The organism is Amycolatopsis iheyensis (assembly GCF_024703995.1).
In the GTDB taxonomy this organism is placed as follows: Bacteria; Actinomycetota; Actinomycetes; order Mycobacteriales; family Pseudonocardiaceae; genus Amycolatopsis; species Amycolatopsis iheyensis.
Map to the genome: position 1 here is coordinate 178,789 of NZ_JAMXQV010000003.1, position 13,884 is coordinate 192,672.

General features: G+C 69.1%; 9 protein-coding genes. 5 read left to right on the top strand and 4 right to left on the bottom strand.

The annotated features are described in order from the left end of the window. Positions 1-9: 9 nt before the first annotated feature. The 4 genes from M8542_RS08055 to M8542_RS08070 all read right to left on the bottom strand — a co-directional run bounded on the left by M8542_RS08055 (position 10) and on the right by M8542_RS08070 (position 5,060). Positions 10-2,961, bottom strand: coding sequence for a ribonucleoside-diphosphate reductase subunit alpha (locus M8542_RS08055; RefSeq protein ID WP_257919392.1), 2,952 nt, complete (start codon positions 2,959-2,961; stop codon positions 10-12). A 226-nt stretch (positions 2,962-3,187) separates the two neighbouring features. Continuing rightward, on the bottom strand, positions 3,188-3,772 hold the full coding sequence (locus tag M8542_RS08060) for an acetoacetate decarboxylase family protein (RefSeq protein WP_257919393.1): 585 nt from the start codon (positions 3,770-3,772) through the stop codon (positions 3,188-3,190). Then, positions 3,769-4,608 carry an enoyl-CoA hydratase-related protein gene (locus tag M8542_RS08065; protein ID WP_257919394.1) on the bottom strand — a complete coding sequence of 280 codons (840 nt, stop codon included), beginning with the start codon at positions 4,606-4,608 and terminating at the stop codon, positions 3,769-3,771. The genes M8542_RS08060 and M8542_RS08065 overlap by 4 nt, the downstream gene beginning before the upstream one ends. Before the next feature lie 110 nt (positions 4,609-4,718). Continuing rightward, the gene (locus tag M8542_RS08070) at positions 4,719-5,060 is read right to left on the bottom strand and encodes a hypothetical protein (protein WP_257919395.1); all 342 of its coding nucleotides are present in this window, start codon (positions 5,058-5,060) and stop codon (positions 4,719-4,721) included. A 186-nt stretch (positions 5,061-5,246) separates the two neighbouring features. On the opposite strand from M8542_RS08070, the gene M8542_RS08075 reads away from it, so the two are divergent. The 5 genes from M8542_RS08075 (at position 5,247) to M8542_RS08095 (ending at position 13,877) form a co-directional block, all read left to right on the top strand. Beyond that, positions 5,247-8,537: an NACHT domain-containing protein gene (locus M8542_RS08075; protein ID WP_257919396.1), complete on the top strand. Its 3,291-nt coding sequence runs from the start codon at positions 5,247-5,249 to the stop codon at positions 8,535-8,537. 123 nt (positions 8,538-8,660) lie between these two features. After that, positions 8,661-9,452 (top strand): TIGR03084 family metal-binding protein, encoded by a 792-nt coding sequence (locus M8542_RS08080; RefSeq protein WP_257919397.1) that lies wholly within the window; start codon positions 8,661-8,663, stop codon positions 9,450-9,452. Further along, entirely contained in the window at positions 9,449-11,137 is a 1,689-nt protein-coding gene (locus M8542_RS08085; RefSeq protein ID WP_257919398.1) for an acyclic terpene utilization AtuA family protein, read from the top strand. Before M8542_RS08080 ends, M8542_RS08085 begins: the two co-directional genes overlap by 4 nt. Beyond that, positions 11,134-12,282: an acyl-CoA dehydrogenase family protein gene (locus M8542_RS08090; protein WP_257919399.1), complete on the top strand. Its 1,149-nt coding sequence runs from the start codon at positions 11,134-11,136 to the stop codon at positions 12,280-12,282. Before M8542_RS08085 ends, M8542_RS08090 begins: the two co-directional genes overlap by 4 nt. Then, the gene (locus M8542_RS08095) at positions 12,279-13,877 is read left to right on the top strand and encodes an acyl-CoA carboxylase subunit beta (protein WP_257919400.1); all 1,599 of its coding nucleotides are present in this window, start codon (positions 12,279-12,281) and stop codon (positions 13,875-13,877) included. The genes M8542_RS08090 and M8542_RS08095 overlap by 4 nt, the downstream gene beginning before the upstream one ends. Positions 13,878-13,884 lie beyond the last annotated feature (7 nt).

Here is a 13,884-nt window from a genome sequence, read left to right on the forward strand (position 1 = left end):
TGAGGTTCCTTACTGGCAGGCTTCGCAGTCGGGGTCGTCGATGCGGCAGGCGGCGCCTTCGGTGGCGACGAAGTCCACATCGGTCTTCGGCAGCTCCTTCGGCTCCGGCGCGGTCACCGGCACGGCGGGCACCGCCGCCGAGGGCGACGGGCTGGGCGCCGGGGCCGGCGTCGGCGCGGGGGCCGGGGTGGCCGCCGGAGCCGCGGGAGCCGGGGTGGCCGAGACGGCGTTCAGCTTGCCGTCGGTGCCGCGCAGGGTGCTCTTCTCCACGTGCGTCGCGGATCGCGCCCGCAGGTAGTACGTGGTCTTGAGGCCCTTGTGCCACGCGTAGCGGTACAGCTCGTCGAGCTTGCGGCCGCTCGGCGCCGCGATGTACAGGTTCAGCGACTGCGCCTGGTCGATCCACTTCTGGCGCACCGAACCGGCGTCGACGATCCACTTCGACTCGATCTCGAACGCCGTGGCGTACAACGCCTTCAGGTCGTCCGGGACGCGGTCGATCTGGCCCAGGGAACCGTCGAAGTACTTGAGGTCGCTGACCATGACCTCGTCCCAGAGCCCGCGCTCCTTGAGGCTCTTGACCAGGTGCGGGTTGACGACGGTGAAGTCGCCGGACATGTTCGACTTGACGAACAGGTTCTGGAACAGCGGCTCGATCGACTGGCCGACACCGGAGATGTTGGAGATCGTCGCGGTCGGCGCGATCGCCATCACGTTGGAGTTGCGCATGCCGACGGTCTTGACGCGCTCGCGCAGCGGCGCCCAGTCCAAAGTGGACGAGGTGTCGATGTCCAGGCCGTCACCCTGACGCGCGTCGATGAGCAGCTGCAGCGAGTCGATCGGCAGGATGCCCTTGCTCCACAGCGAACCCTCGAACGACTGGTACTGCCCGCGCTCCTCGGCGAGGTCGGTCGACGCCGAGATCGCGTAGTAGGACAGGTGCTCCATCGAGGTGTCGGCGAACTTCACGGCCTCGTCGGAGGCGAACGGGACGCCGATCTCGAACAGCGCGTCCTGGAAGCCCATGATGCCCAGGCCGACCGGGCGGTGGCGCAGGTTGGAGCGGCGCGCCTCCGGGATCGTGTAGAAGTTGATGTCGATCACGTTGTCCAGCATGCGGACGGCCGTGCGCACGGTCTTCTCGAGGCGCTGGGTGTCCAAACCGGCCGGCGTGACGTGCTTGAGCAGGTTCACCGAGCCGAGGTTGCAGACCGCGACCTCGTCGGTGGTGGTGTTCAGCGTGATCTCGGTGCACAGGTTGGACGAGTGCACGACACCGACGTGCTGCTGCGGCGAGCGCAGGTTGCACGGGTCCTTGAACGTGATCCACGGGTGGCCGGTCTCGAACAGCATGGTCAGCATGCGGCGCCACAGCTCGACCGCGCGGATCTTGCGGAACACCTTGATCTCGCCGCGCTCGGCCATCGCCTCGTACTCGCGGTAGCGGGCAGCGAACTCGTTGCCGTAGAGGTCGTGCAGGTCCGGGGTCTCGTTCGGGGAGAACAGCGTCCACTGCGCGTCGGCCTCGACGCGGCGGAGGAACTCGTCGGGCACCCAGTTCGCGGTGTTCATGTCGTGGGTGCGCCGGCGGTCGTCACCGGTGTTCTTGCGCAGGTCGAGGAACTCCTCGATGTCCACGTGCCAGGTCTCGAGGTACGCGCAGGCCGCGCCCTTGCGCTTGCCGCCCTGGTTGACCGCGACGGCGGTGTCGTTGGCGATCTTGAGGAACGGCACGACACCCTGCGACTGGCCGTTGGTGCCCTTGATGTGCGCGCCGAGGCCGCGGACCGGGGTCCAGTCGTTGCCGAGGCCGCCCGAGTACTTGGCCAGCAGCGCGTTGTTCTTGTACGCCTGGAAGATCGAGTCCAGGTCGTCGTCCACCGTGGTCAGGAAGCAGGACGACAGCTGCGCGCGGGTGGTGCCGGAGTTGAACAGCGTCGGGGTCGACGCCATGAAGTGGAACGTCGAGAGCAGCTCGTAGAACTCGATGGCGCGGGCTTCGCGGTCGTCCTCGCGGATCGCGAGACCCATGGCGACGCGCATGAAGAACGCCTGCGGCAGCTCGAAACGGGTGCCCTCGTGGTGCTGGAAGTACCGGTCGTAGAGGGTCTGCAGGCCGAGGAAGCCGAAGTCGAGGTCGCGCTCGGCGTGGATGGCCGCGGTGATCTTGTCCAGGTCGAAGGACAGCAGCTCGCCGTCGACCAGCTCCAGCTCGACCGCCCGGCGCAGGTAGGCGCGGAAGTACGCGGGGTACTCGACGGCCATCTCGTCCTGGCTGGCCTGACGCGGCTTCTTCGCCAGGTAGCTCAGGGCCTCGCCGCGGAGCTTGTCCAGCAGCAGGCGCGCGGAGACGAACGAGTAGTTCGGCTCCTGCTCGACCAGCACGCGGGCGGCCAGGACCTGGGCCAGGGCCAGCTCGTCGGCGCTGATGCCGTCGTAGAGGTTGCGCTTGGCCTCGGCCAGCACCGGCTCGGCGGTGACGTCTTCGAGGCCGGCGACGGCTTCTCCCACGACGTGGGACACGCGCGCCCAGTCGAGCGGACGCAGCACGCCGTCGACACCCTTGACGTTCAGCGCGGCTTCGGCGGTGGCGGGCTTGGTGGCCTCGCGCGCCTTGCTGCGCTCCTCGCGGTAGAGGACGTAGGCGCGGGCGACCTTGTGGTGCTCGCCGCGCATCAGGGCGAGCTCGACGATGTCCTGGATCTGCTCGATGTGGAGGGCGGTCTCGGGGCCGGCGTGGCGCAGCAGGGTGGTCTCGACCTGCTGGGTCAGCTCGGCGACGACGTGGTGCACGCGGGAGGACGCGGCGGCGTCGCCGCCCTCGACCGCGAGGAACGCCTTCGTCAGCGCGACCGAGATCTTCCCGGCGTCGAACGGCGACACGCTGCCGTCCCGCCGGATGACCCGGATCGCGGTGGGTGTGTCGGCGGCCGAGGGCCGCTGACCGGTTTCGACTGACATGCGTGTCTCCAAGTTTTCGGGCGCGTTCGATCGCCACACGGCGTCATGAGGCCGTGCGCTGCGGTTTCTTGAAAGCTGCCCGGCAGTACTCTGCAGCGGTCTCCCCGTCGCTGGGCCCTGCCGGTCACCAGAGACTACATGTAGGGGTGCGTCCCCGCGCGGGACCCAAGGGATGGCGTGTCGGGGGCTCACCCAGGCGGGTTACGTGATCACCCAGAGGTGCAGTTCAAGCCCCGAAGACCAGCTCGCTGCCGGGCAGGGCGAGGTTCAGGAACGGACGGCGGCCGGCCAGGTAGCCCAGGGGGCCGCGGGCGTTGACGCTCCAGTCGGCCGCGGCGAGCCCGGGCCGGATCTTGGCACCGACCGGAGTCCGCACGGCGGTGCCGTCGCGGTCCTGGAGGACGTCGAAGCGGCTGGGGAGCGCGAGCGGCGAGCCCGGCCTCCGGGTGAAGGCCGCGGTCGCGATCCAGTCGTCGTCCGTCGCCGCCGTGAAGGTGCGGTCGGTGAACTGCAGCGCGGCGAGGTCCTTCGGGATGGCCCACAGCTCGCGGCCGCCGGCGAGAGAGACCTCGGAGTCGACCCAGATCCGCGTGATCGTGCACGTGGTCCGTTTGCCGCGGACCGGGACGGCGGCGAGCAGTTCGTGGTAGCTGAGCTGCCCGGGTTCGCGGTAGGCGATCCACGCGGTGAAGACGGTGGTGTACCCGGCGACCGACAGCGCGGCCGGGTGCACGTCGCGCGCCGGGACCCGCCAGATCGACAGGTGGGCGTCGGCCGTCAGGGTCCAGGGCTGCGGGGGGTAGAGGCTCATGCGTCCAACCAGGGGAGGTACGGGGGCAGGTCCTTGTCGACGCGCATGCCGAACTCCGGCGGCCGCTTCTGCAGGAACGACATGACGCCCTCGACGGCGTCCGGGCTCGCGCCCAGCCCGCCGATCAGGCGGGAGTCCAGCTCGTGCACCGGGAACGGCGACTCGGCGCTCGCCATCCGGTAGAGCAGCTGGCGGGTCACCGCGACCGACACCGGCGACGTCGTCGCGACGATCTCGCGCGCGAGCTTGTAGGCCTCCTCGAGCACGGTTCCGGCCGGGAAGACCTGGTGCACCAGGCCTTTCGCGAGAGCTTCGGCGGCGGGGAACACACGCCCGCTGATCATCCAGTCGAGGGCCGTGCCCATGCCGACGAGCCGCGGGAGGAACCACGCCGACGCGCCTTCGGGGTAGATGCCGCGCCGGGTGAACACGAAGCCGAAGCGCGAGTCCTCGGAGGCCAGGCGGTAGTCACACGAAAGGGTGATCGTGATGCCGCCGCCGACCGCCGCGCCGTGCAGGGCCGCGATCACCGGCTTGTGCATCGCGAAGATCCGCTTCGAGCAGCGGCCGGCCGGCTCCTGCCAGGCCGCGTCCGGGCCGGTCGCCGGGTCGAAGTCGAAACCACCCTGGGAGAGGTCGGCGCCGACGCAGAAGTCCTTGCCCGCGCCGGTCAGCACGACCACGCGGACGTCCTCGTCACGGTCGGCGCGGTCCATCGCGGCGCCGAGCTCGTCGGCCATCCGGATCGTGTAGCCGTTGCGCGCCTCGGGACGGTTCAGCGTCACCGTGGCGATCCGGTCCGCGACGGCGTAGGTGATCTCGGCGTAGTCGGCCATGCGACGAAGCTATTGCAGTCCGGCACTACTGGCAAGATGTCAATAGTGGGTCCGCAGCGTCCGGGGGCGGGCGAGGTGGAGGTCGAAAGGGTCGGCTTCGCCGGTCTCGTTCACGACTGCGCTCGGGTGGGCGTGCCGGCGGCGGAGCTGTTCCCGGCGTTGCGGGCCCCGCGACGGACCCACAGGCTCGCCCAGGCCGAACCGCTGCCGACTGCGGCGGCGATCCAGGGAAGCACCGTGCCGACGAGCAGCACCGCGCCCACTAGCAGGACGAAGAGCGAAACGATCCTGACAAAAGCCTTTCGGTCGCCGGTGAGGGCAAGGAAGAGCACTTGGGTGAGCAACGGAGAACCGGCGTTCGTGGCAGGCTGGGGCAATTCTTCGCCCGAGGTGGTGCCGATCTTATTCGCTGTCGACTCGTTCTCGTCGGGTACGCGTTTCCGGTTGTGCACGAGCCCTCCTCGGCCATGTGGTTGCAGAGGGCGAGCATCCGTCGATTCCGGCGAGTCGGGGCCTCGGACGGGTGAAGCGGGCAGGTCGTGGGCTACGCTGCACGCTGCTTCGGGTCGAGACTTCACCCGCTGCGGGCGAGGAATGGCGGCGGGGAGGGAGATATCACTACGCGGAGTGAGCGGCGCTTGTACGACGAGTTGCGCGCTCTTAGGGGAAAGGCCGACGCCGCGCGCCGCAAAGCCGGACTCCGCCCGTTGTCGCAGGATGAAACCGAACGGATCTTGTGCAAAGCGCCGTATCTCGTCGCCGATTTTCGAGGTCAGCGGCTGAGCGACTGGCTGGCAGAAGATTTTTCGAAGACCAAGACGCCGTCGGCCAACAGTTTGGCCGCCGTCTTCGCACTGGCCCGGGTTTGGAGCGAGGAGGCCGGCGTCACCGCTCCCGCGGAGCGGTACTGGGCCGACCTGCTGGAGGCCGCCCAGCCCGACCGAACCGCCAAAAGCCGGGCGCGGACGGAGCCCGAGCCGGCGGGCGGTCCGGCCCACTCCCTGATCGACGACTACATCGCGGCTGCCGTCCGGGCGGCTCGAGAGCACCCTTACCCGGGCGTGCTGCCGGGGAACACGCCGCCGCTGACTGAGGTCTACGTCCGTCAGCGGGTTCGGGCGGGGGCGGCACGCTCGCGGCCGGCGGGACCCGGGAAACTCGCGGGCCCGGTATCGGGGCTGGTCGGCGAGGGAGCTTCGTGGACTTCCATGCCGCCGCCCCGGCGTGTGTCCGGCCGGATGTCCGCCGAAGAGATCTTGGACAGCGATCGCATCTGCGTGGTCGTCGGCACCCCTGGCGGGGGCAAGACCAGTCTCTTCCGCACCCACTTGATCCGGGCGGTGGAGGCGAGGAAAGCGGGTGAGCTCGAAACTTCGCTGCCGATTCTGGTATCCGCGGCCGCCTTGTCGGGCAAACCACTGGCCGCTGCGCTCGCGGAGGCGGTGACCGCAGAGTTGGGCAGCTTCGGCCTGCTCGAGAAGCTGCCGGACGATCTGTTCAAGGAATGTCCGTACGAAGACGTACCGTGGCTCGTAATGGTCGACGGGCTCGACGAAATCACCGACACGGCAAGCCGCCGGAACCTCCTGGCCGCACTGGACCAGATCTCCGATGGGAGCCGTGGGCGCCAGTACCGGTTCGTCATCGCCACCCGTCCGCTCCCAGAATGGGAGCTCGCGGTGCTCGGGGCGCAGGCTCCGGTGTACGAGCTGGAACCGTTCACCTGGTCGGATCTGAATCGTGTGTCCGCCGACTGGTTCCGGGTGCTCGGACTCGAGAATCCGGACCGGGTGGCCGAGAGGTTCGCGAGTGCGGTGCGGCGGACCAGGGTGTTCGGTCTTGCCCGGACGCCGCTGATGGCGGCGTTGCTCTGCCAGCTGCACGGTGCGAACCCGGACGCTCCGCTGCCGGCCAGTCGCGGCGAGATCTACCGCAAGTATGTGGAGCAGCTGACGCGGCGCATGCAGAGCGCGGACATGTCGGGTATCCAAGCCCAGGTGCGGGCCGGCTTGGAACGCTACGGAGACGAGGCGCTGGGGGAGGGCTGGCGTACCCTCGAGCGCCTACCCGAACTGATCTCCTGGTCTGCGGCCGAGATGCACGGCGGCTGCTCGGCTTCGATCTTGGACATCTTTTCGGGCCTGCCCGGTGCAGCGTGTCCCAAACGCGTGCCGGCTGGCGTTTGGCGTGAGTACCTGCAAAGTCTGTTGCTACGGAGCGGCTTGATCATCCTGCGCAGCGGTGAGCTGTCCTTCTTCCACCAGACCGTCGGGGAGTTCCTGGCTGCCACACACGCGACGCGATCAGCGTCGGCCAGTCTGGAGTCGCTGGCCACCCTCTTCGGAAGGAAGCGTCGCGTCCCTCTCGTCGAACGGATCCTCACCCGCCGCGTAACGCCGCCGCCGGAGGTGGACACGTCGTTCACGGGGTTCGTCCTCGACCAGTGCGGCGAAGTCCAGGACGCTGTCGCCGGTTGCCTGCTCAGGCTGGTGGATCGTGGCGGTTTGGCCGGGTGCGGGTTCATCGCCGTTCTGCTCCGCCTCGGCACCAACGTCCCGCGAAGCGTCGTCTTGGCGATGGCGAGGAAGCTCATGGATCTGGTCTGGGTCCTGGGCAGTACCTTGAATTCGGCGCCTCCTCGTCGTGCTCGCGGAGTGGTGCGCACTGATCAGGAACAATTCGAAAACGCCTTTCTGGCTCTTCGCCTCCTGGCGTCCATCGGTGCGGAGGACGCGCTCGACCGACTGCGCTCGATCGCCCGCGACGACGACCTCCACCCCGCCGTCCGAGCCAGGGCGGCGGAGGCCGTCGTCGACCTCGACGTCGACGTGGCCGTTGCTGTCGGGCTGCTGGACGAACTAGCGAGGAACAAATCGATCGGCTCGCGGATGCGGGCCACTCTTGCGGCGCGGGTCGAGTCGCTGGATCCGGACCACGTGTCCCGTCTGCTCGTCGATCTTGCCCGAGACACCACGTTGGCCGGCCGCGAACGGGTGGCGTCGGTCATGACTCTTCGCGGTCTCGAAGCCGCGCTCGCGTCGGAGCTGTTCGCCGAACTCGCCCTGGACACCAGGATGAGCGGATACTCGCGAGTCTGGTCCGCCGGCGTTCTGGCCGGTGCGGGGGAGGCGCGCGGGATTGAGCTGCTCGACAGACTGGCCCGCGCCATCGACGTTCCGATCTATGTGCGCGAGGAGGCGGTCCGCGCGCTGGTCAAGCACGGTGGTTCCAAGGCGGACAGCGTGTTGTCGAGGCTGGCGTCGGACCATTCGGTCGACCCGCACGTCGGGATCCGCGCTGGCGGTGCGTTGGCGGAACGAGGGGACAAGGACGCGTTGAAGGAACTCGAGCGCATCGCGATGCAGCGCATGAGCGATCACAACCTGCGTATCGGCGCGGTAGAGATGCTGGCTGCCATGGGGGAGTACAACCCGATGGACCTGCTCGAGTCGCTGGTCCGGGATACGACGCTTGACAACAACGGACGACTTCGGGTGCTCGAGATCATGCTCGAAGCCGGCGGCCGCCGAGGTGTCGACGCGGTGAAGACGCTGGTCGACGACCGTTCCCTCGGGGACCGCGCCCGGGTCTTCGCCGCGGGCCTGCAGGGATCCATCGACAAGCCGACCGCGGTCCGTCTTCTCCTCGGCTTCATCGGTGACCGGAGCGTGGCCGGGGGGGCTCGTGCCGACGCGGCCGAGTTGCTCGCGCAGCTTCTGCTCGGCGAGAGTGTGCGGCTGTCGGACGCTGTGGACGTCCGGATGCACACCGCCGAAGACTTCCGGGTGGATCCCGTCGGCAATATGGACCTGGATCGGGTGACGATCATCGATTTGATCGACGATCTGAGTCGTGACCGGAGAGTTTCGAGAGCTGATCGTGGCCGGGCGTTCAACGTCCTTCGCCGCTTCTATCTGTGGCGGCGCTAGCTCCGAGAAGTTCTACGGAAAGTCACATCTGACGACTCCGCGTCAAAGCAAGAAACAATCAGGCGTGCTTGATTTTTCCGGCGACCGGTGCGACGCTGGCCGCAGGACGCAAGGAGGCGGCGGATGGCGGACCTCGGCGTGATCCTCGGGGATCTCGACGCGGAGACACGGACGATCGACGACGTGGTGGCGAACCTGCCCGCGTCCGACTGGGCGCGCGCGACGCCCGCCGAGGGGTGGACCATCGCGCACCAGATCGCGCACCTCGCGTGGACCGACCGGAAGGCCCTGATCGCGGCCGCCCACCCGGAGGACTGGCAGGCCGAGGTCGAGGAGCTGCTCAAGGCGGGGGAGACCTACGTCGACGACGGCGCCGCGGCCGGGGCCGAGCGCCCGCCGCGGGAGATCCTCGAAGACTGGCGTTCCGGGCGGGCCGCGCTCGCCGAAGCGCTCGCCGCGGTGCCGGACGGGCAGAAGCTGCCCTGGTACGGCCCGCCGATGAGCGCGGCCTCCATGGTCACCGCGCGCATGATGGAGACCTGGGCGCACGGCCAGGACGTCTTCGACACCCTCGGTCTCACTCGCGAGCCGACCGCGCGGATCTGGCACATCGCCCGCTTCGGCACCCGCACCCGCGACTTCGCCTACTTGACCAACTCCCTCGCGCCGCCGGCCGAGGAGTTCCGCGTCGAGCTGACCGCGCCCGACGGCTCCACCTGGGCGTTCGGCCCCGAAGACGCCGAACAGAAGCTCACCGGCACCGCGCTCGACTTCTGCCTCGTCGTCACCCAGCGGCGGCACCCGGCCGACACCGACCTGGTCGCGCACGGCTCCGACGTCGAGGAGTGGCTGACCATCGCGCAGGCCTTCGCGGGCCCACCCGGGAACGGCCGGCAGGCGGGGCAGTTCGCATGACCTACCGCATCGGCAACGCCTCCGGGTTCTACGGCGACCGGTTTTCCGCCGTCCGCGAGATGCTCACCGGCGGGACTTTGGACGTCCTCACCGGCGACTACCTCGCCGAGCTGACCATGCTCATCCTCGGCCGCGACCGGATGAAGGACGCCAACCGCGGCTACGCCAAGACGTTCCTCCGCCAGATGGAGGAAAACCTCGGCCTGGCGCGTGAAAAGGGCGTCAAGATCGTCGCCAACGCGGGTGGGCTCAACCCGGCCGGTCTCGCGGACGCGCTCCGGGAGCTGGCCGGCCGCCTGGGGCTCGACGTCAAGATCGCGCACGTCGAAGGGGACGATCTCGTCGCCCGCGCCGACGAGCTGGACCTCGGGAAACCGTTGACGGCCAACGCCTACCTCGGCGCGTGGGGCATCGTCGAATGCCTGAACGCCGGTGCGGACGTCGTCGTCACCGGGCGCGTCACCGACGCCTCGGTGATCGTCGGCCCGGCCGCCGCGCACTACGGCTGGGCCCGCGACGACTTCGACGCCCTCGCCGGCGCGGTCGCCGCCGGGCACGTCATCGAATGCGGCGCCCAGGCCACCGGCGGCAACTACGCCTTCTTCACCGAGCACTCCCTGGGCGTGCCCGGCTTCCCGATCGCCGAGATCGAGGCCGACGGCTCCAGCGTCATCACCAAGCACCCCGGCACCGGTGGTGTGGTGAACACCGGCACGGTCAAGGCGCAGCTGCTGTACGAAATCACCGGCGCGCGTTACGCCGGACCCGACGTCACCACGCGGATCGACATGCTGTCGCTGACCGAAGACGGCCCCGACCGGGTCCGCATCTCCGGTGTCCGCGGGGAAGCTCCGCCGCCGACGCTGAAGGTCGCGCTGAACACCCTCGGCGGGTTCCGCAACGAGACGACGTTCGTCCTCACCGGACTCGACATCGACGCGAAAGCCGCGCTGGTGCGGGAACAGCTCGAAGCGTCCTTGAAGGACCGGCCGCCCGCCGACGTCCGCTGGACCCTCGCCCGCACCGACCACGCCGACGCCGACACCGAGCAGACGGCCAGCGCGCTGCTGCACGTCGCCGTCAAGGACGCCGATCCGAAGGTGGCCGGGCGCGCGTTCACCGGCGCCGCCGTCGAACTGGCGCTGGCCAGCTACCCCGGGTTCCACGTCACCGCGCCGCCGTCGGACGCCTCGCCTTACGGCGTCTACACCGCGGCCTATGTGGACGCGCGGCGGGTCCCGCACGTCGCGGTGCTGCCGGACGGCATGCGTGTCGACATAGCTCCTTCGGCGTCCACTCAGGACCTGTCCGAAGTGGACGAGCCCGCGCTGCCCGAGCCCCTGGACCACGGCCCGGTCCGCCGGGTGCCGCTCGGCACGGTCGCCGGGGCCCGCAGTGGTGACAAGGGCGGGAACGCCAACCTCGGCGTCTGGGTGCGCTCCGAAGCGGCCTGGCGCTGGCTGGTGCACCGGCTGACCGTGGCCGAGTTCAAGCTGCTGCTGCCCGAGACCGCCGGCCTGCAGGTGACGCGTCACCTGCTGCCCAACCTGTGGGCGATGAACTTCGTCGTCGAAGGCATCCTCGGCGAGGGCGTCGCGTCGCAGGCGCGGTTCGACCCGCAGGCCAAGGCCTTCGGCGAATGGCTGCGCTCCCGCGAGATCGACATCCCCGAGGTGCTCCTGTGACCGATCCGTTCCGGACACCCGAGCGGTCCGAGCTGCGCAAGACCGTCCGCAAGTTCGTCGAGCAGGAAGTCCTGCCGCACCTCGACGACTGGGAGCGGGCCGGTGAGCTGCCGCGCGAGCTGCACCGCAAGGCCGGCGACCTCGGCCTGCTGGGCGTCGGCTTCCCCGAAGAGGTCGGCGGCGGTGACGGCAACTACCTCGACGCTTTGGTGATCGCCGAGGAGATGCACTACGCGGGTGGTTCCGGCGGGCTGTTCGCGTCGCTGTTCACCTGCGGCATCGCCGTCCCGCACATCGCCGAAGCCGGCGACCCCGTCCAGATCGAACGCTGGGTGCGTCCGACGCTGGCCGGCGACAAGATCGGCTCCCTGGCCGTCACCGAGCCCGATGGTGGTTCGGACGTCGCCGGGATCCGGACCACTGCTGTCCGCGAGGGCGACGAGTACGTCATCAACGGCGCCAAGACCTACATCACCTCCGGCTGCCGCGCGGACTTCGTCACCACGGTCGTGCGCACCGGCGGCGATGGCGCCCACGGCATCTCGCTGATCGTCGTCGAACGCGGGACGCCCGGCTTCACCGTCTCCCGCAAGCTCGAGAAGATGGGCTGGCTCTGCTCCGACACCGCCGAGCTGTCCTACGTGGACGTCCGCGTGCCGGTGGAGAACCTCATCGGCACCGAAAACAGTGGCTTCGCGCAGGTCGCCACCCAGTTCGTCACCGAACGGCTTTCGCTGGCCGTCCAGGCGTACGCGCACGCGCAGCGGGCCCTCGACCTGACGCTGGACTGGTGCCGGCTGCGCGAGACGTTCGGCCGGCCGCTCATCTCGCGGCAGGTCGTGCAGCACAAGCTCACCGAGATGGCGCGGCGCGTGGACGTGGCGCGGGTCTACACCCGGCAGGCCGCGATCCGGCACGTCTCGGGTGAAGAAGTCATCGCCGAAGCCTGTTTCGCCAAGAACACCGCCGTCGAGGCCGCCGAGTGGGTGGTCAACGAGGCCGTCCAGCTGCACGGCGGGCTCGGCTACATGCGCGAGTCCGAAGTGGAGCGGCATTACCGCGACGTCCGGATCCTCGGCATCGGCGGCGGCACCACCGAGATCCTCACCGGCCTGGCCGCGAAGCGATTGGGATACACCTCGTGACTACCTTGAGGTCCACAGTGGACACGCGGGCCGCCGAGTTCGGCGCGAACCGCGAGGCGATGCTGGAGAAGCTCGCCGAGATCGACACCGAGCAGGCCAAGGCCGTCGCCGGTGGTGGCGAGAAGTACGTCGAACGCCACCGCAAGCGCGGCAAGCTCCTGGCCCGCGAACGGATCGAGCTGCTGCTCGACCAGGACTCGCCGTTCCTGGAGCTCTCGCCGCTCGCGGCCTGGGGCACGGACTACCGCGTCGGCGCGAGCCTGGTCACCGGCATCGGCGTCGTCGAAGGCGTCGAGTGCCTGATCTCGGCCAGCGACCCGACGGTCAAGGGCGGCGCGAGCAACCCGTGGACGACCAAGAAGTCCTTCCGGGCCGCGGACATCGCCGCGCAGAACCGGCTGCCGTCGATCAACCTCGTCGAGTCCGGTGGCGCGGACCTGCCGACGCAGAAGGAGATCTTCATCCCCGGCGGCCGGATCTTCCGTGACATCACGCGGGCCTCGGCCGCGGGCTGCCCGACGGTCGCGCTGGTCTTCGGCAACTCCACCGCCGGTGGGGCGTACCTGCCGGGCATGTCGGACTACGTCGTGATGGTCAAGGAACGCGCCAAGGTGTTCCTCGGCGGGCCGCCGCTGGTCAAGATGGCCACCGGCGAGGAGTCCGACGACGAGTCGCTCGGGGGCGCCGAGATGCACGCCCGGACCTCGGGCCTGGCCGACTACCTGGCCGTCGACGAGCAGGACGCGATCCGCCTGGGCCGCAACATCGTCAAGCGGCTCAACTGGACCAAGCAGGGCCCGACGCCGAAGCCGGACTACGCCGAGCCGCTGTACGACACCGAGGACCTGCTCGGCATCGTGCCCACCGACCTGAAGGTTCCGTTCGACCCACGTGAGGTCATCGCCCGTGTCGTCGATGGCTCCGACTTCGACGAGTTCAAGCCGTTGTACGGGTCTTCGCTGGTCACCGGCTGGGCGAGCATCCACGGCTACCCGGTCGGCGTGCTGGCCAACGCCCAAGGCGTGCTGTTCGGCGAGGAGTCGCAGAAGGCCGCGCAGTTCATCCAGCTGGCCAACCAGATCCACACGCCGCTGGTGTTCCTGCACAACACCACCGGTTACATGGTCGGCAAGGAGTACGAGCAGAGCGGCATCATCAAGCACGGCGCGATGATGATCAACGCCGTGTCGAACTCGAAGGTGCCGCACCTGTCCGTCCTCATGGGAGCGTCCTACGGCGCCGGGCACTACGGCATGTGCGGTCGCGCCTACGATCCGCGCTTCTTGTTCGCGTGGCCGAGTGCGAAGTCCGCGGTGATGGGCCCGGCGCAGCTGGCCGGCGTGCTGTCCATCGTGGCCCGCGCGGCGGCCGAGAGCCGCGGCCAGGAGTACAACGAGGAACACGACAAGGCCATGCGCGCCATGGTGGAAGGCCAGATCGAAGCCGAGTCGATGCCGATGTTCCTCTCCGGCATGCTCTACGACGACGGCATCATCGACCCGCGTGACACCCGCACCGTGCTCGGGCTGAGCCTGTCCGCGATCCACAATGGACCAGTGAAGGGCGCCGAGGGCTTCGGCGTCTTCCGGATGTGAGTGAGCG

What these genes read in the sequence shown, in the direction of transcription:
- M8542_RS08065 (WP_257919394.1), bottom strand. Translation starts at nt 4,608, where the DNA reads ATGGCCGACTACGCCGAGATCACCTACGCCGTCGCGGACCGGATCGCC.
- M8542_RS08060 (WP_257919393.1), bottom strand. Translation starts at nt 3,772, where the DNA reads ATGAGCCTCTACCCCCCGCAGCCCTGGACCCTGACGGCCGACGCCCAC.
- M8542_RS08080 (WP_257919397.1), top strand. Translation starts at nt 8,661, where the DNA reads ATGGCGGACCTCGGCGTGATCCTCGGGGATCTCGACGCGGAGACACGG.
- M8542_RS08055 (WP_257919392.1), bottom strand. Translation starts at nt 2,961, where the DNA reads ATGTCAGTCGAAACCGGTCAGCGGCCCTCGGCCGCCGACACACCCACC.
- M8542_RS08085 (WP_257919398.1), top strand. Translation starts at nt 9,449, where the DNA reads ATGACCTACCGCATCGGCAACGCCTCCGGGTTCTACGGCGACCGGTTT.